General features: G+C 40.3%; 16 protein-coding genes. 11 read left to right on the plus strand and 5 right to left on the minus strand.

What is annotated here, in order from left to right; all coding sequences use genetic code 11:
• Positions 1-149 precede the first annotated feature (149 nt).
• Complete coding sequence (locus RMY32_RS30495; protein ID WP_322711739.1) at positions 150-1,319, minus strand: hypothetical protein; 1,170 nt, start codon at positions 1,317-1,319, stop codon at positions 150-152.
• Between the two features lie 598 nt (positions 1,320-1,917).
• Here RMY32_RS30495 and RMY32_RS30500 point away from each other — a divergent pair.
• Both RMY32_RS30500 and RMY32_RS30505 read left to right on the plus strand, forming a co-directional pair.
• Positions 1,918-3,537, plus strand: coding sequence for a glycosyltransferase family 39 protein (locus tag RMY32_RS30500; RefSeq protein WP_322711740.1), 1,620 nt, complete (start codon positions 1,918-1,920; stop codon positions 3,535-3,537).
• A 332-nt stretch (positions 3,538-3,869) separates the two neighbouring features.
• A complete protein-coding gene (locus RMY32_RS30505) occupies positions 3,870-4,874 on the plus strand; it encodes a hypothetical protein (RefSeq protein WP_322711742.1) in 1,005 nt (334 codons plus the stop codon).
• A gap of 233 nt (positions 4,875-5,107) precedes the next feature.
• On the opposite strand, the gene RMY32_RS30510 is transcribed toward RMY32_RS30505, so the two are convergent.
• Positions 5,108-5,494 (minus strand): hypothetical protein, encoded by a 387-nt coding sequence (locus RMY32_RS30510; protein WP_322673143.1) that lies wholly within the window; start codon positions 5,492-5,494, stop codon positions 5,108-5,110.
• Positions 5,495-5,974: 480 nt separating this feature from the next.
• On the opposite strand from RMY32_RS30510, the gene RMY32_RS30515 reads away from it, so the two are divergent.
• Positions 5,975-7,879: a chloride channel protein gene (locus tag RMY32_RS30515; protein ID WP_322711743.1), complete on the plus strand. Its 1,905-nt coding sequence runs from the start codon at positions 5,975-5,977 to the stop codon at positions 7,877-7,879.
• 148 nt (positions 7,880-8,027) lie between these two features.
• Here the strand turns inward: RMY32_RS30515 and RMY32_RS30520 are convergent, their stop codons facing one another.
• Positions 8,028-8,441: an AbrB family transcriptional regulator gene (locus RMY32_RS30520; protein ID WP_322696373.1), complete on the minus strand. Its 414-nt coding sequence runs from the start codon at positions 8,439-8,441 to the stop codon at positions 8,028-8,030.
• 469 nt (positions 8,442-8,910) lie between these two features.
• Here RMY32_RS30520 and RMY32_RS30525 point away from each other — a divergent pair, with 469 nt between their 5' ends.
• From RMY32_RS30525 to RMY32_RS30540, 4 genes are all read left to right on the plus strand, one after another.
• The gene (locus RMY32_RS30525) at positions 8,911-9,351 is read left to right on the plus strand and encodes an Rrf2 family transcriptional regulator (RefSeq protein WP_322711758.1); all 441 of its coding nucleotides are present in this window, start codon (positions 8,911-8,913) and stop codon (positions 9,349-9,351) included.
• 86 nt (positions 9,352-9,437) lie between these two features.
• Positions 9,438-10,409, plus strand: coding sequence for an adenosylcobinamide-phosphate synthase CbiB (gene cbiB / locus RMY32_RS30530; protein ID WP_322711744.1), 972 nt, complete (start codon positions 9,438-9,440; stop codon positions 10,407-10,409).
• 89 nt (positions 10,410-10,498) lie between these two features.
• Positions 10,499-11,035, plus strand: coding sequence for a bifunctional pyr operon transcriptional regulator/uracil phosphoribosyltransferase PyrR (pyrR, locus tag RMY32_RS30535; protein WP_322711745.1), 537 nt, complete (start codon positions 10,499-10,501; stop codon positions 11,033-11,035).
• A 439-nt stretch (positions 11,036-11,474) separates the two neighbouring features.
• On the plus strand, positions 11,475-14,045 hold the full coding sequence (locus RMY32_RS30540; protein ID WP_322711746.1) for a GAF domain-containing protein: 2,571 nt from the start codon (positions 11,475-11,477) through the stop codon (positions 14,043-14,045).
• Positions 14,046-14,091: 46 nt separating this feature from the next.
• On the opposite strand, the gene purN is transcribed toward RMY32_RS30540, so the two are convergent.
• The gene (purN, locus tag RMY32_RS30545) at positions 14,092-14,751 is read right to left on the minus strand and encodes a phosphoribosylglycinamide formyltransferase (protein ID WP_322711759.1); all 660 of its coding nucleotides are present in this window, start codon (positions 14,749-14,751) and stop codon (positions 14,092-14,094) included.
• 161 nt (positions 14,752-14,912) lie between these two features.
• Between purN and RMY32_RS30550 the strand changes: the two genes are divergently transcribed.
• The 3 genes from RMY32_RS30550 to RMY32_RS30560 all read left to right on the plus strand — a co-directional run bounded on the left by RMY32_RS30550 (position 14,913) and on the right by RMY32_RS30560 (position 16,498).
• Complete coding sequence (locus RMY32_RS30550) at positions 14,913-15,137, plus strand: ribbon-helix-helix domain-containing protein (protein WP_322711747.1); 225 nt, start codon at positions 14,913-14,915, stop codon at positions 15,135-15,137.
• Entirely contained in the window at positions 15,124-15,462 is a 339-nt protein-coding gene (locus tag RMY32_RS30555) for a type II toxin-antitoxin system PemK/MazF family toxin (RefSeq protein WP_322711748.1), read from the plus strand. Before RMY32_RS30550 ends, RMY32_RS30555 begins: the two co-directional genes overlap by 14 nt.
• Positions 15,463-15,616: 154 nt before the next feature.
• Positions 15,617-16,498 carry a sugar ABC transporter permease gene (locus tag RMY32_RS30560; RefSeq protein ID WP_322711749.1) on the plus strand — a complete coding sequence of 294 codons (882 nt, stop codon included), beginning with the start codon at positions 15,617-15,619 and terminating at the stop codon, positions 16,496-16,498.
• 265 nt (positions 16,499-16,763) lie between these two features.
• On the opposite strand, the gene RMY32_RS30565 is transcribed toward RMY32_RS30560, so the two are convergent.
• Positions 16,764-17,330: a thermonuclease family protein gene (locus RMY32_RS30565; protein WP_322711750.1), complete on the minus strand. Its 567-nt coding sequence runs from the start codon at positions 17,328-17,330 to the stop codon at positions 16,764-16,766.
• Between the two features lie 178 nt (positions 17,331-17,508).
• On the opposite strand from RMY32_RS30565, the gene RMY32_RS30570 reads away from it, so the two are divergent.
• Positions 17,509-18,252: a ferritin-like domain-containing protein gene (locus tag RMY32_RS30570; protein WP_322711751.1), complete on the plus strand. Its 744-nt coding sequence runs from the start codon at positions 17,509-17,511 to the stop codon at positions 18,250-18,252.
• Positions 18,253-18,476: the final 224 nt, after the last annotated feature.

The following is an 18,476-nucleotide window of genomic DNA, read 5'->3' on the forward strand; positions in this document are numbered from 1 at the left end:
TTTACAGCACTTTGCAACTAAATGAGGTACAGAACCAAGGATTCGCAAATCAAATTATTCTTCTCCCTCTTGCCTCCTGCCTTCTGCCTCCTGCCTCAAAACCAGTGAATTTGTACCTCATGCAAAAGAAAACTGCTGTAAATGAAACACTATTTTTGAGGAGGTTGATCCTTAGTATACGCAACAGGTTTTGGGCCTGCATTTCGCACATTGATAACTTTATTGAGGATATCAAACCAAAAAGGCGCACCCATAGCAATAGCAAAACCACTCACTATCCAACCGCAAATTAATTTAAAAACCTGTGAAATTCTGATGTAAATTATATTCGATTTCGTCGTATCTAATAACTCAAACTGTTGATTAATATTTTGCCATCCAATCGGTATGGAAGAATTTCCTAATAGTTTTTCAATATTTTTTCTGGCTGCTTCATCATTGAGATAATCGATTCGTTGACTTGCACTTTGAGTAATAGTAGAGCGGATAACCGAATCCTCCGATAGTCTTCTAACCAAGTGGAATGTATCAGTATTAGTTAAAAAGGCGACTAATATTCCAATTAAAATAGCAACTCCTTTGGCATTTCGCTTATAAACACCGCTTGCTCGATCCATCGAGCGATCAAACCATGTTTCTACTTCATTTTTAAATTGATTTACTTCTTCGGAGAGATCGACAATCTTTATCCTGCTACGTTGAGCAATTACACTAAGGCTCTTAATTAAATTATTAGGAACTTCATCAGGTAACTCATTATTAACAAAATCTATAAATTTCTGGTCAATCTCTCCATAAATTTTTTGAATTTTTGTGTAACTTGCACTGTTGGGATTATTGATACCTTTTTTTAGTTCTTTGTAAGAACTTAATATCATCTGTAAGTTAGTTTTTGTTTCTTCACTAGGATGTTTAACGTAATTAATTAGCTGAGGAATTTTTAAGGTATCTAATAAAGTTACTGCAAATGTTTCAGAAGGTAGATAGGAAGGGCCGCTTTGTTTTTCTAGGACTATTTTATCAGGTTTTTTAGTAATTTCCTGGAAATGCTTTTCTAATTTCCCCTTAGCTTGTTGATTCAAAGTATTAATCAAAGGATCGTTATAAAGTTTCTGTACTAGATGGATTGCATTAATAATATCTGATTTTTCACTTTCACTACCACCTGATAAAAGTAATTCAATTGAAGTTCTTAAATGTTTAACTCTCCATTGTAATAATGTGGCAATTAGTTCTTGGATTTCCGAAGCTAGCAAACTCAAAATCAAGTAAATAAAAACCAAGCCAAGAGTAATATCTACAACTACAGGTAAATTCATTGACAGTCTCCAATAATTTTTAGCTATTTATTGTTATCCAAAATTCTTCAAATATTGTAAATCATAAATATTTCAATTCAAGAATTACTTAATTAAAGTTAAAATAATAAAATTAGGTTTTTGAAATATTTTTATTAAATAATATTTTTTATTAATAGTTTTTTTAAAAACAAATAATTATATCTTTCGTAAAACTACTATTTTTCAAAAAATTGTAGGCAATTATTTAACATATTCAGTATGCCATTAAATGACTGTAGCAATTAGTTGAAAAATATGGAATTAGCCAGACAAAAAATAAGTGAATAAAATTGGAACTAAGCGTTACCTTCAAAATATCATATAAGTTTATTTACGGACTATCTAACTATGTAAAAAATTATGGGTTACTTGTATTATTTTTATCAATTGTTGAGTTAAATGTTATTTAAACAACCAATATAATTTTTTCAAAAAATAGCGCTAATTAGAAAAAATTGAGTTAATCTTGGAAACTAGCAATTGTTAAGAACATAAGTTGTTACTGGGTGGCAACATTGGAGATTCGCTAGATGTCTCTATGTAATCAAACCAGCAAGTAAAATGATTACCAGAGAATATGCAAGAAGGAAGCTTTATTTGGAGTCATCTGGAAAAACAGCATCGCACGGTTGGAAAATGGATTGATTGGGTATGGCTAATAGTATTGCTGTTGGCAGCAGTATTACTGTTTAGCATCAATCTGGGAGGATTGCCGCTGCGAGATTGGGATGAAGGTACTGTGGCACAGGTTGCTCGTGAAATTTGGCATGCCCCAGCAGGTTCAATGCGTTGGCTTTACCCAACGTTAGGAGGCGAACCATATCACAACAAGCCGCCTTTGATGCATTTGCTGATAGCTTGGGCTTATTCTCTAGGAGGCGAAAATGAGTTGACAACGCGCCTACCCGGAGCAATTTTAACAGCAACATCTGTACCTTTACTGTATTGCATTGCTCGAGAAATATTTCGCCAACGTTGGGCTGCTATTTATAGCGCCTTAATTTACTTAACAATGCTACCCGTGGTGCGTCATGGGCGGCTGGCAATGTTGGATGGGGCGATTGTAAGTTTTTTGATGGTGATGATGTTGTGCGTGTTGCGATCGCGCCGAGATTTACGTTATTGTCTTGGTGTTGGCATTAGCTTTGGGTTTATTTGTTTAACTCAAGGACTGCTCGGCGTATTACTCGGTGCGATCGCAATTGTATTTCTGTTTTGGGATACGCCACGACTGCTCACTTGTTACTATCTCTGGATTGCAATCTTAATTGGCATTCTACCTGTAGCTGGTTGGTATGGTGCGCAACTAATTCACTATGGTTATACTTTCGCCCAAATTGGTATTGCCAACCCATCACTAGGCCGAATTGGCTCAGTTGTAGAAGGTAATTCTGAACCACCTTGGTACTATGTGATTGAACTTCTCAAATACACATGGCCGTGGTTATTATTCTTACCACAAACTGTCCGCTTAACCTGGGAAAATCGCAACCTTAGCTGGGCAAAACTAATAATGGCGTGGAGTGGGGTTTATCTAATGGTAATTTCTTTCATGATTACCAAAGTTCCCTGGTATCTATTCCCGATTTACCCTAGTTTAGCTTTAGCTTTTGGTATCCAATTATCAGATACAGAAAATTCGCCTTTACTCTCATCTTATCCCCGTGCTTGGGTTGCTGGTTTGGCAATACTTGCTGTAGCTGCTTCTGCTGGTAGTATTTATTTCAGTTCGGGTACAACACCAAAAACAGACTTACAACTGATTTTTGCCGCCGTAGCATTAACTATGACCTTAGCAGCCATATTGGCAGAACGAGGTGACGGACAATTTCTGAAGATTTTGTTTTGGGGAAGTTATATTTCGCTGTTGCTGTTAATGAAATCTAACTACTGGGTTTGGGAATTATCAGAAGCCTATCCAGTTAAACCAGTCGCTGCCATGATTGTCCGAGCAAATCCAGCGACGAGGAAGATTTACACATCCTTTCCTTACCATCGTCCTTCGTTGGATTATTATAGCGATCGCACCATCATTCCCGCTTCTGTTGGTGAACTAGAATATTATTGGCACTACAACGGCCAACCCTACTTCCTGCTGAATGTATCTGATTTCAAAAATCTTCAACTAGAGTCGATGAAGTTAATTGACCAAGCTGAAGGTTGGAAATTAGTCACAAAAGATATCAATAGATTGTAAGTATGGGGCATTGGGCATTGGGCATTGGGAAAGAGGAGGCAGGAGGCAGAAGTTCTTTAATTTTGAATTTTGAATTTTGAATTTTGAATTGATTTCTCCCCTGCCCCCCTACTTGTCCCCTTCTCAGGAAAAAATCAGATCGTTGCCCAAAAGGTAATGATAATTTTATAGCGATCGCGTTCTTCCAAAAAGTATAAAAAACCTGCGATTTACTTTGAAGAAATGATAAACTGCGTAATTTTGCGGTTTTGCTGGCGAGATTGATTTCTCTATGCTTGAAATATTTATTACGAAATATTTCATTCATTAAATTTAGCAATTGGGTGTTTATAGTGCCGCAAAATCTTTCATCGTTACCAGAACCAGCCAGAAGGATTGAGAAAGAAGCAAATCAACCATTTTCAGAAGCGTGGGCGAAGAAGTATTTGCGAAATTTAGCCGAACAGGACAATCGCATCGAAGTTCTCAAGGTCAGTGAAATTGCAAATGAGGTTGCAAAAACGTTAACGCAGGCACTGCGAACCACAAGTCTGCAAGCGTGGGGAAGAACAGAAGCGCTTTTGTCTCAAGAGGTGATTCGGCATCAAATCGACCCTGAATTAATCGATCCGTGGGAAGTTGCAAAGGATACCCACCAGATTTATCAAACTGCCCTCTCAGCCTATGCTGAACAGATTTCCCCAGCAAAGTTTTCTACATGGATTGCTAGGGATTTGGGAAAAATTCGACAGAAATATACAGCAGACGATCCGAGAGTAATTGGGTTCATTAGTATGCAGTTTCACTACAGCGGACAAATACTACTGAATTTAACACCACCAGTGCAACAAGCATCGCTGAGGGATTACTTCAAAGTGATTGACGACCATCTCTATATGCCGCTCCAGCGTGCTTACCAGGCAGCAGCAGAATATGCTTACGACGCGCCACCATTACAAGCTGTCCAGCAACTTTTGCCCTTGTGCAGCGAGATTGCGACCGAGATTGCAGAACGGGTGATGCAGATGTATCCCAACTATCAATGCCATACAGGTCGCTTAAGTGATACTAACATTAACATTTCCAGTGTCCGTGATATAGAGATGTTCCAGGTATATCTATGGGTCTGTATTTTGGAGAACAACATTAGTGCCATACAACAAGAGCTATTTCCCTTGTGTGTCATGTTATATCCTCGATTAAAAGTGCGCTGGGAATTGGTGCGGCAATTAATTTACTTGCTCGGTACTGAAATCCGCTCTCGTTTGCAACCAGAACAAGCTGCTTATTTTCTCGCTTACTATGAGTCGTTGCAGGCAATGTTTTCACCCCAAGTTTTGCCGGACAGTAAATCTTAGATGCTGTAGTGTTCCGATTTTTAAATCGATATAATTAGATAAGCATAAATAAACAATAGTTTGTAGTTAGCACTTTAGTGCTGAAAATAGTTATCTTGGGTACTAAAGTACTTACTTAATGGGCGATCGCTCTGGAAGCTGACATAATATAAAACCGCGTCTTATTTGGGGTAAGAAGACACGGTTTGCTCGAAGTATTTAGTTATAATATTACAAAAATCAAAGTAATCGATTTACTGGGATTTGTTTCCTGGTTCATTAACTTTCTCTGTTGTGGGAAGAATTTGGCGATCGTAACTTGTTTTTTCTTGGGTCAGAGCGATCGCACCAAAGAAAATTGCACTACCTACAGCCAAGGCTACCATCGGACGCTTGAGTAGGATAAAATCTCTGAGAATCCTCGCTAAAGGTCGGCTTTGACGACGTAGCGATGAAGACATCATCAATTGTCTCCAAGTAAACGGATCGCGGACATAATGACCACTTTGGCAAACTACTAGCCTTTCCTGGCAATAGGGACAGCAAAACAAACCCATGCGTGTTTTAACTGGTTTAGGCGTAGCATTTCTTTGGCAAATTGGGCAAGTAACATAATGATTATCAAAAGTGTGTATATTCATTTACCTCGTCCGCCTAGTCCACTTACTCGCTCTATAACAATAGCTATATTGAATTGGGGTCAATCAATAGTACGATCTGATATCAGGCATCAATCATACATACATTCTATTACTACCAAGGATGCCTCAATAGTCGCAACACGAGTATAGCTAGATTTAAACAAGGATGACTCATGGTTAATGTTTACGGGTACTTCCACCCAGCCAAAAAACTTTGTTGTCTCTAGAAAAAATAGTGTTGGCGCTCGCTCACACCCCACTAGCCGCAGCTACGCTCAACTTAGGCATCGCTGACCCTTAAATAATAATTGTCTCTCATTTAACCATTCTCCCCACACAAATTTTGCACAATGACATTTTTAGCTAAAGCTTTGTAAGTTAAGCAAATAAAGTCTACTTGTCCGGTTGCTAAATAATGGCTCACAATGATAAGTAACAGATAAAAATTTAAATTTTTTCTTACATTTACCCCGCCTCTCAATGACTCTCTTGCCTCCCACTCAACTGAGGAAGGTAACGGAACAACCTGCCTTTCCTACACCTTCCGCTCGTTTAGCTCACCTAATTAATCGTTTTCAGCCATCCCCAGAAACAGTTGTGCTGTTTTTAGCCATGCTCATTGGCGGTGGTACTGGTATGGGTGTAGTCACCTTTCACTATTTAATCCAGTTGGTTCACCAGCTGATGCTGGAAAATTTAATGGGTCAAATTGGCGGCTGGGGTGCATGGACTTTAGCCTGCGTTCCCACCCTTGGCGGATTAATTGTTGGCTTGATGCGTTGGCGTACTCAAGACTTTGGCCCTGGACTTTCATCTCTCATCGCCGCCTCTCAGGGAACAGAGATTAAGCGACCACTAAGACCAGTTAGCAAAATGCTAGCCGCATCTGTTACTTTAGGGAGCGGTGCTTCTTTGGGGCCAGAAGGGCCGAGTGTCGAAATTGGCGCAAATTTTGGGATGTTGTTCTCTGTGATCCTAAATGTATCTCAGGAACGACAACGTTTGCTGTTGGGTGCTGGCGCGGCGGCGGGACTGGCGGCGGGATTTAATGCTCCCATCGCTGGAGTATTTTTTGCTCTAGAGGTGGTGATGGGAGCGACATCTTTCGCTACTTCTGCTGTCAGCGTGGTGCTTTTAGCTGCGGTGGTAGCAGCATTAATTGCCCAAATTGGTTTGGGGGCCCAACCTGCTTTTGATTTACCTGTTTACCAAGTTCGCAGTCCTTTGGAATTACCTCTTTACCTTGGCTTAGGTTTAGGGGCCAGCCTCGTTTCTCTGGCTTATACTCAATCAATTCGGGGAGCAAAAGCTTGCTTTGCTGGGAAGGTTCCAGGTTTTGATTTTTTAGGGCGAATTCCTCAGCCGATTCATCCAATTATTGGCGGTGCAATTATTGGTGCTGTTGCTTTGCAGTTCCCGCAAATTCTGGGTGTCGGTTATGAAACTGTAGAAGCAATGCTTCAAGATGTGGAGTTTCCACTCTACTTATTGGTGGTGTTGTTGGTAGTGAAATTATTGATGACTGCAATTAGTGCAGGTAGTGGTTTCATTGGTGGTTTGTTCGCACCAGCAATGTTTTTAGGTGCTTCTTTCGGATCGGCTTACGCCAAAATTTTGGCTGTAGCATTCCCGACAATTTGCGATCAAATGGCGGCTCCCCCAGCATACGCAATGGTGGGAATGGCAGCAGTATTAGCTGCTAGTGTGAGAGCGCCGTTAACGGCTATTTTAATGCTGTTTGAATTAACCCGTGACTATCGGATTGTTTTACCGTTGATGGCAGCTGTGGGTTTAAGTGTTTGGCTAGTAGAAAGGATTAAACCAACTTTTAACTCTAACTCTAATCTACAACAAATTGGTCTTTCGGAATTGAAAGATGAACAATCGGAAATTGTGCAACAAATTTTAGTAGAAGATGCCATGTACCCTTATCCCAAAAAGTTACCTGCAACTTTGGGAGTATTAGATGCCGCTGTGGAAATGACCCGCGATCGCGTTCGTAGTGCTTTAATATTCGATCAAGCAGAGCAATTAGTTGGTATACTTTCTTTGGAAGATATTAACCGTGCCCTTGCTATTTGGCAAACATATCCAAATCCCCTAACCGAAATTCCCGATAATTTATCCAGTCAAACCCTCATAGACATTTGTACTACTGAAATTCTCTATGCATGGCAAGATGAACTTTTATCTGAGGCTTTAGACCGGATGAGTCTTCGAGGTTTACATCAATTACCAGTGGTAGCACGAGACAAACCCGATCGCATTTTGGGTTTATTAGAAAAAGAGCAAATTGCATTAACCTGTAATTTAGCAGTTACGCGCAAGGCACTTCGCCACTATTTACCAGTCTTACCTACTACAGATATAGTCATTAGTCATTAGTCATTGGTCATTGGTCATTGGTCATTGGTCATTGGTCATTATTTTTCACAAAAGACAAATGACACTTGACTAATGACTGTTTATAGTCATTGTTTTTCACAAAGGACAAAGGACAAATGACAAAGGAGAATTGACTAATGACCATTTATTAAGCCGTGGCTTCTATGGCTTCATCATCTTCACGATCTTCTGGATCTACCTGTCTCAGACGAATGTGCTTTTTGCCTAAAGTGATCAGAAACTCATCTCCTGGTTGAAGATTCATCTGTTTTGTATAAGCTGAACCTATCAGTAAGTTACCATTCGATTGCACACTAATTCTATAGCTAGCACTACGTCCACCACGCCCATTAGCACTGGGTGTACTGTCTAACTGAATGCCTTCAGCATCAATTAGGGCATTTAAGAACTTCATCATATTGACGCGCTCTATACCATTTTTGGTAACGGTATAGTAGCCGCACTTCTTAGCTTTGTCTTCTTTGCTCTCGTTCTCTAGCTCTTTGACTTTTTTGAGCAGTTCTTCGCCGAGTAAGGGTTCAATTTTTTTCTGTTTAGGCATCAACTTAGGTCGAAAATGAATGTTTGAAGTGTTTGAATCGATTTTATTTTAGCTGAGGTTGAGCTAACAGGAACATAATCCTTTAGTTTTTATCTCAACCTAGCCAAGTATATTACACTCAGATGCACAATTGTTATGCCATTACCAATATTGGCAAGACAATTCATTTTAGAGAATGCTGGCAATGCTGATAACTATATATATAGATATAGTTTGTGAATTACTGCTAGACTATAGAAGTTTTAAGTTTTCTAAACTAAAGCTCAAAAGGTTATTTATTTGCTGAGGATGATAACCGAGTTACAGAATGATAAGTAAAACTGATCCTTAGTCATTGGTCATTGGTTACTTGTACTGAGCGAACGCGAACAGCGCGTCATCAAAAAGTTGAAGTCTTGGTCATTGGTTATTTACAAAGAACAAATGACAAATGACAAATCACAAAGGACAAACAACAAAACTTGCCAAAATGAAATTAACTACCAGAGGACACTATAGTGTAAAGGCGTTGCTAGATTTAAGTTTACAGCCAAGATATGGGCCTGCATCTGTGAAAGCGATCGCAAAACGCCAAGATATCCCAGCTCCTTACCTCGAAAAACTACTAATAGAAATGCGTCGTGCGTCAATAGTGAAATCAATTCGTGGTAGCATCGGCGGATATCAATTGGCAAGAGAGCCTGCACAAATATCTATAGGAGAAATTTTAGAAGCTGTTGGCGAGACTAGCCATTTACCTCATTACACCCCAGTACCAACACAAGCTGAAGATTGGGTAACGTTTAGCCTCTGGCAGAGACTCAACCAAAAGCTCAAAGAAGCTTTATACAGTATTACTCTGGCAGACCTTTATTACGATGCTCGCAGTCGGCAAGCTTCTCTTGGAGAAGAAGCTAGTTTTGTAGTTTAGTCAAGAGCAAAGCCAAAGACGTTTCCGTTGCTTTGGTCAATAGTCAAAAGATTGACCCTTGACTTTGAACCCAAGACTTGTGACTTATGACTAATAATATCTATATCTTAATAATTGCAGCATTTTTAGATTACTTAATTGGCGACCCTTGGGATTGGCCTCATCCAGTGCAAATTATGGGGTGGGTAATTTCTCGCCTAACCAAATTTTTTCTCCACTTATGTCAAAATTCTCTAACACAACGTCTAGCTGGAATTGTACTAGGTATTATCTTGATAATTGGTAGCGGTCTTGTTGGCTTTTGGATGATTCAAATTGCCAGATGGGTTCATCCACTCTTAGGAATTGCCATAAATAGCATTCTTTTGGCTAGTTGTTTTGCTGGCAGAAGTTTGCGAGTAGCAGCGGAGGCTGTTTTACAACCTTTAACAATCGGAGATTTAGAGAAGGCTCGAAAGATTTTAAGTAATTATGTTGGTCGAGATACTCAAAACCTCTCACAAGCAGAAATTTACCGAGCTGTTTTAGAAACGGTTGCAGAAAATGCCACCGATGGGGTAATGGCTCCGCTTTTTTATACAATTGTTGGTGTCTTTATACCAGTTGTGGGGCCAACTCCTTTAGCTTTAGCATATAAAGCCAGCAGTACCCTTGATTCAATGGTGGGCTATCGGGAAGCACCCTATACTTATTTAGGGTGGTTCTGTGCGCGGTTAGAAGATTATTTGACTTGGCTACCTTGTCGGTTAACAGTCGTGACTCTGGCACTGCTATCGGGTAAACCGATGCATATTTGGCACATTTGTCGTCGGGATGCAATTAACGATCCTAGTCCCAATTCTGGCTGGAGTGAGTGCGCCTATGCTGCATTTTTAGGTGTGCAGATAGGGGGTACAAATTGGTATCGGGGGGTAGCTAAGTACAAACCACTGCTAGGAGATGCTCTTTATCCCATTACTGCAACTTCTATTCAGAATGCTTTACAGCTGACTCGATATTGTTATTTGCTATGGTTAGGGATAGCGATCGCAATATTCTTAATGCTCCCAAATAGGTAATGATAAATATAAAGTTAGGAATTAGGAGTTAGGAGTTAAGAATAAAAACTCCTAACTCTTAACTCATCACTCCTAACTTATCACTCGCTATGTCTGCCAAAGTAGTTGAAATCCTCTCATCCGAAGAAATCCGTCGTACCTTGACTCGTCTTGCTTCTCAAATTGTCGAAAGGACGCGTGATTTGTCTCAACTGGTGCTTCTTGGTATTTATACCAGGGGTGCGTTATTAGCCGAATTATTGGCGCGTCAGATTGAGACGCTCGAAGGTGTAGCAGTGTCAGTGGGTGCTTTGGACATTACATTTTATCGAGATGACCTTGACAAAATTGGATTGCGGACTCCAACGAAAAGCGAAATTCCTTTCGATCTTACGGGAAAAACAGTTGTACTGGTGGATGATGTGATTTTCAAAGGACGGACGATTCGCGCGGCTTTGAACGCAGTCAACGATTACGGTAGGCCAGAGGTGATTCGTTTAGCTGTGTTAGTAGACAGAGGCCATCGAGAATTGCCAATTCACCCAGATTTTATTGGCAAGAAGTTGCCTACAGCTAAAGAAGAAGTTGTCAAAGTTTACTTACAAAATTCTGATGGACGAGATGCAGTCGAGTTGATTGCAGATTAAGCTATGGAGGGCAGGGGGCAGGAAGTACAACTTTTTGTGTCTGATGCATGAATCCTGCATTTTGTCCCTCATGTACTTGAAAACTAATGTCAGTAATCAAACGGACATGAGATTACGGGTAAGGGTAACTGTGAAAACAAGTTTGTAAAACTCTCGTTAAAAAATAAAGATTGTTTGGCTGTGTTGTCAGCAAACTACAACTCCTAATGAGAAAATAAGACATTCCAACCAAGCGATCGCCATAAGATTGTTGACAAACCTGTTAATCAGACCCAATTTTTTTGAATTTCAAGCAAACAAAAGCATTATGGGACATGACCTAGAACATTAGTGCCTTAAAATACTCCTGAAAGCCAGTCCTTGTTTTATAAGTTTTATGTAGAATTTGGTGGTGAGGTTATTTACTTGATTCTCACTTGCAGCAATCCAGGTTTCATTTATGAGTCAGTCTTTTTTTCAAAACCAAGCAAGACGAAATCGTCAACAGAGACTCTGGCAACAAAAATGGAGTTTAAAGACTAAAGCAATAGTTTGGGCACTAAGTATCAGTGTTCTTCCTGTAGTTGCAATTGGGACAGCTACTTACAACTATGGGATTAATTTAATTAACACACAAACTCAGCAAATCAGACAAGAGAGTACAGAAACTGAACTTGCTCTACAAAGACAATTGTCACTCTTGTTAACTGGTATGGGAGTGACAGCAATTGTAGCAGGTGCGATCGCTGTTTTTGTGGCGAATCGAGTTATGAGTCGAGTCAGCAACGTTGCGGCAATTTCTAATAATATTAAAAAGAAGCTACGTCCAGACAGTGAGTTTACTCAAGTATTCATCGCTAGCCAAGATGAATTAGTGATGTTAGAGAAAAACATCACCTCCTTCACAGACCTGCTTTCCGTTTTGGTACAAGAGAAAGAAGCCGAAGCCGATTATTCCCAAATATTAATCAAAATTACCCGTTGGGTTCGAGAATCATTCAATGAAGAAGATGTTCTCAAAACTACCTCAGAAGAAATTCGTAAAGCTTTAAGCATCGATCGCGTCACCATCTTTTACTTCGACTCCAACTATAATGGAACCTTTATCGCCGAATCAGTAGCACCTGGTTTACCAAAAATATTAGGGGTTACAGTCTCCGAGCCTGGATTTGAGGCAGGGTATATAGACAAATATCAGAATGGTAAGATCCATGCTATTGATAATATCCATCAAGGCGATCTTAGTGATGCTGATATTGAGTTGCTGGAGCAATTTGCTGTCAAATCTAATTTAGTCGCACCTATTCTCAAAGGCAAACAGCTATTCGGTTTATTGATTGCACATCAGTGTTCTAGAATTCGCTCTTGGCAACAGTCTGAGATTGATTTGTTCTCTCAGATAGCCATGCAAGTAGGATTTGCCCTTGACTATGCCAAGCTTCTACAACAAGTAGATACCAAAGCAAATAAAGCTCAGGTATTTATCGAAATTACCCGCAGCATTCGCCAATCGCTCAACGAAGAAGATGTCCTCAAAACAACGGTGGAAGAGGTTCGCAAAGCTTTGAGTACTGACCGAGTACTGGTTTATAGCTTTTACCCTAATTGGTCTGGAATTATAATTGCCGAATCAGTAGTTCCAGGTTATCCCAAAGTTTTGCGATCTGAAATTCAAGACATCTGTTTCGGTCAGGGTTATGTAGAAAAGTATCAGTCTGGTCGCGTTGTAGCCACAAACAACATTTACGAAGCAGGTTTAGCTGATTGTCACATTAGCCTGCTCGAATCCTTTGCTGTCAAAGCAAATTTGGTCGCCCCAATTCTCAAAGATGAACAGCTATTTGGCTTATTAATTGCACATCAATGCTCCAGACCCCGTGATTGGCAACAATCTGAGATTGATTTATTTGCTCAGATAGCGATGCAAGTCGGGTTTGCTCTCGACCATGCAAGACTCCTGCAACGAATCGAGGCTGAGGGTGTGCAAAGTCAATTGTTAGCAGATACTATCGGCATTATTCGCCAATCACTCAACGAAGAGGATGTCCTCAAAACCACTGTGGAAGAGGTTCGCAAAGCTCTGAGTGCTGACCGAGTGATGGTTTATAGCTTTGATGGTAATTGGTCTGGAACAGTGATTGCTGAATCAGTTGTTCTCACCTACCCAAAAGTTTTACGAGCTGAAATCCAAGACCCATGTTTCGGTCAAGGCTATGTAGAAGAGTATCAGTCTGGTCGCGTTCTGGCAATCAACAACATTTATGAAGCAGGTTTAGCTGATTGTCACATTCACCTGCTCGAATCCTTTGCTATCAAAGCAAATTTAGTAGCCCCCATTATTAAAGATGAACAGCTATTTGGTTTGTTAATTGCACATCAATGCTCCAAACCCCGCGATTGGCAACAACCTGAGATTGATTTATTTGGTCAGATAGCGATGCAAGTCGGATTTGCTCTCGACCATGCAAGACTCCTGCAAAGAATCGAAGCAGAAAGGATGCGAAGTCAGTTACTAGTGGATATTATCCGCAGCATTCGCCAATCCCTCAAGGAAGAGGATATCATCAAAACTACTGTGGAAGAGGTTCGCAAAGCACTTAGTACTGACCGAGTTTTGATTTATAGCTTTTACGCTAATTGGTTCGGAATTATTATTGCTGAATCAGTGGTTCCAGGTTATCCCAAAGTTTTGCGGTCTAAAATTCACGACCCTTGTTTTACTGAAAGCTATATAGAAAAGTACCAATCTGGTCGCGTTGTCGCAATCAACAACATTTATGAGTCTAGTTTGACTGATTGTCACATCAAACTGCTCGAATCTTTTAGCGTGAAAGCAAATTTAGTAGCACCAATTATTAAAGATGAGCAGCTATTTGGCTTGTTAATTGCACATCAGTGTTCTGAACCCCGCGATTGGCAACAATCTGAGATTGATTTATTTGGTCAGATAGCGATGCAAGTAGGATTTACTCTCGATCATGCTAGACTCCTACAAGCGTATCAAACTGCTGAAGCTAACTCTGAGGAATAGTAGGGGCGCGCAGCTAGCTGTGCGCCCTTAATTGATATATGTATTTTTACGTTACGCTTAGTGTAACTTTTGACGAAGCTGCTAGAGCGATCGCTAATGGTAAAATTCGATGTTCCTGAATTTGAATCCTGGCGTGGAGTGTTTCTGCTGTATCATCCGGCAGTACTGGTACTGCGGCTTGCATTAATATTGGGCCGCTATCCATTTCTAAGCAAGCTATATGCACTGTACAACCAGTAATTTTTACCCCAGATGCCAAGGCTTGTTCTACAGCATGGATTCCCTTGAAACTAGGTAACAAACTCGGATGGATATTGATAATCCTCTCAGGAAAGGCATCAATGAAAACTGACGTTAATAGTCGCATCCACCCTGCCAAAATCACCCACTCTACATCGTAGTGCCGCAATGTCTGCACAATTTTTTCGTCAAACTCTTCTCGGTTTTGATAGTTGCGGTGATTTAATAAAACAGTTTCTACACCTCTATTAGCTGCTCTGACGGCTGCTTTTGCCGAGGGGTTATTGTAAATTAAAACTTGAATTTGGGCATTTAGCCGTCCATCTTCGATAGCTTGGGCAACTACATCAAAATTGCTGCCATTCCCAGAAGCCATAATTCCCAGTTTTAAAGGGGCGAATTGTTGGCAATCATCGCTAATGTTGGGAGAAATTAAGCTCTGGGTAGAATCAATGCAAAAAGTCATAACAGCTAGGAGGGTTAATTTATAGATGCCAAAAATATATACAAAAATATATACTAAGTCGTGGTTGGATAATGATGCAGTAAGTAGCAGCATCGATTTACTGACTTGAGATTAAGCTAGTATATTAGTAGGAATTATTTTTGCTACTAATTGGTAGGAAGATGAATGTAGAAAAACTCTCTATTTCCTTGCCACCGTCTTTAGTGGAGTTTGTCGAAAATTACAAGCTCAATAAAGGCTGTAAATCTCGTTCTCAAGTAATTGAAGAAGCATTAGAATTGCTGCGAAACCGAGAATTAGAGGCAGCTTACCGAGAAGCATCTGCTGAAATTGATAACGATTGGGATGTGACAGTGGCAGATGGTTTAACAGATGAAACGTGGTGATATTTATTACGCAAATCTTAGTCCGGTGATGGGTTCAGAAATGGGTAAACGTCGTCCAGTGCTAATTGTCAGTAATAATACAAGTAATAGTGCTGCTACCACTGTAACAATTTTACCGCTTACTTCTAATGTGAGCCGTGTTTATCCCTTTGAAGTTCTGCTTAATCCAGAGGTTAGTGGTTTAACAAAGTCTTCTAAAGTACAGGCGCAGCAAGTGCGAACAATTTCTAAGCAACGAATTACTGGTGAAGTATTAGGTAGTTTAAACGAAGAGATAATGGTACTAATTGATGCGGCGTTAAAATTGCATTTGGGATTGGTTTGAGTTTGCAGAAAAATAGCGATGTTTAAGTAAAGACTCCAAGTAGAGATAATTATGAACCAAGAGCAAACCCCAAGCGATCGCTAATGTTGGGAGAAATTAAGCTCAGGGTAGAATCAGGGCGGAAAGTCATAACAGCTAGAAAGGTTAATTATAGATGCCAAAAATATATACTAAGTCGTGGTTGGATAATGATACAGTAGCCGCGTGGATTTTTCTCGCACCAGCATTAATTTTGCTGGGTGTTTTTATCATTTGGCCGATTGCCTATTTGTTCTATCTCAGTTTCACTGCTGGTAGTTTCACCTTAAAAGGTATTTATTGGATAGGCTTAAAAAACTATTGGCGCTTGCTACTCGACCCCGATTTCTGGCAAGTTCTAGGTAACACCTTCTATTTTACCATTGCCACCATCATTCCCAGTTTAGTTATCTCCTTGGCATTGGCAATATTATTAAACCGCTCCATTCCCTTGCGGGGCATCCTGCGAAGTACTTATTTTTTACCTTCAATTATTTCAATTGTGGCAGCGGGTTTGGGATTTCGCTGGCTGTTTCAGACATCAGGGCCAGTTAACGGACTTTTAGATTTTTTTGGCATTTCAGAAATACCTTGGTTAGGAGACACATTTTGGGCAATGCCAGTAATTATTTTAATGAGTATTTGGAAACAACTGGGTTTCAATATGGTAGTTTTTTTAGCAGGGTTGCAAGCAATTCCTCCCAGTCGTTATGAAGCAGCAGACTTAGATGGAGCAAATGCTTGGCAACAATTTTGGTATATTACTTTACCCGGATTGCGCCCGACTGTGATATTTGCAGTCATTACTACCGCAATTTTTACATTGCGGAGTTTTGAGCAAGTTTTTGTGATGACTGGCGGTGGGCCACTAAATTCAACTAATCTGCTGGTTTACTACATTTACCAAGAGGCTTTTGGTCAATTTGATTTTGGTTATGCAGCAGCAGGAGCGACTGTATTATTAGCAGTGACGCTGGTACTAGTTTATTTGCAACTGCAAACTTGGGGAGAGGAGTAGAGAGGCAGGGGGAGCAGGGGAGGCAGGGGGAGCAGAGGAGTAATGAGTAATGAGTAATGAGTAATGAGTTGGAGCAGGGGAGGCAGGGGAGTAGGGGGGAATCAAAGGAAGTAGCTAAGTTATTACCCAAATAGCCAATGCTAAAAAATGTAATAGTGCATTCAAGTAGAAACCGCTAGAGTTTTTCTGATTAAAACTCTATACTTTTATGCGTAGAGTATTCACCAATTCAGAATTGGTGAATTAGTGAATTCTGACTCCTGTTTTACTTCTTATATAGACTGCGATATTCCCAAGGATTTATAAATTTAGTATCGCTCCAAACGCCGAGCCGTTGCTCCTTCGCCTTAGCTTCGGCTTGTTGAACTAAATCTTTACTAGGACACTTGTTTAAATAGGGACGATAGACTTTTGCTAAACCTTCTTGTAACAATACCTGTTGCACAAAAGTGCCATTTTTTAAACGGACTTCGGCAATTTTGCGTCCATAGCGATCGCTATCGGTGATATTCAAAGTCACGCGATCGCCTCCTTGTTGCACCAGTTGTTGCACCCGTTCTTGGGCTTTCACACCCCAAGTAAATTGATTGCGATCGCTAATACGTTTACTCTGCTTTTCTTTGTTTGTATGAGCTATTTCTGGCGCGTCTACACAAGCAAAGCGGACTGTCAGATTTTTGCCATCGGCATCTTTTACTACTAAAGTATCACCATCACTGACTCGTTCAACTGGTTCTCCAGAATTCCCGATCAAGCGATCGCAGCCGAACAAACCCAAAATTATGATAGTTGCACAAAGCCAAAATCGCACTGGTTTAGTTAATTTCTCCATCCAAAATTACCAAATTATCTCTGTGGGATGATACTAGCAAAATGAAAAGATATATTTGTTAACTGTTGAAATACTCCCATAGGCAATTCAAAATGATAAAACCCTCTGGCGGCAAAGGAATAGAAAATGCGGATTAGTATAAGAATTGTAACCTTCCAATTGTCAGCGAGAATTTTTGATGAACTTCTTGACTAACGTTCTGCATTTAGCTGGTTCAGGTGTCTTTGCCTATTACTCTGCTGCTCAAATTCGTGATTCTAAAACCCGTCCCAATATCCTTGCAGGGTTTCAGTTGGCGGAATCTGGCTCTGTGCCATTTTTATCTGCACTTAGCGATCGCGCCGCAGCCGAAGGCGATACATGGTTAGCCGAAAAACTAGCCAAACATGCATCAGATGAAACTAGGCATGGTAAAATTTTCGCCCACGCTTTACAACAGCTCAATAAACAAGTTATAGATTTTAAGGCTCAACCCCAAACTACATCTACAAAAAAATCACAACAGCGTAGTCCCTTTTTTGCAGCATTCTATGAGGGCTACCCTCAAGAACAACTCAAACCTGCTGTGATTGATTGGGATACGTTTATGGCTAGCACATACATTCTGGAGTTAGATGCTAGCAAAGACTTTGCGCGAATGGCGAAAGTATTACCTGATAACGAGCCAACCGCTCGTAACTTGAAGTTAGGAATGCTAAGTATTGCCCAAGATGAAACTGGACACGCTGCTTATCTCTACGAAGCGATGATGCGCCGGATGTCTGCAACTGAAGTGCAAAACCTCGTAGATATGTGGCGAACTCGCAAGGTGAATGCTTTGTTGGCAATGGTTGGCGGTATCCTTGAGCGTAACGGCGAAACGCGATCGCTAGTCCAAGATAGTGCGCCATCGGAAATTGATTCTGAGTTGGTAGCTACGTAACTATAGATATGCTGAGTATTTAACGATGACTACCCCTGGCTGAAACTTTCGTTAGCCAGGGATTTCTATATTCTCTAGCATCACCTGAGATTTTTGAAGCTTCTTTGCTTGAATTTGCAATTATTTAACAACAGGTAAAGCACGAACAAGTCTAGCCTTGTGAAAACTTTTCATATTCCCGCAGCTGCTACACTAATTATGAAAGACATAAAACAAGTAATAAT

Origin of the sequence: Nostoc sp. ChiSLP03a, from assembly GCF_034531215.2 — a bacterium.
Classification (GTDB): Bacteria; Cyanobacteriota; Cyanobacteriia; order Cyanobacteriales; family Nostocaceae; genus Nostoc.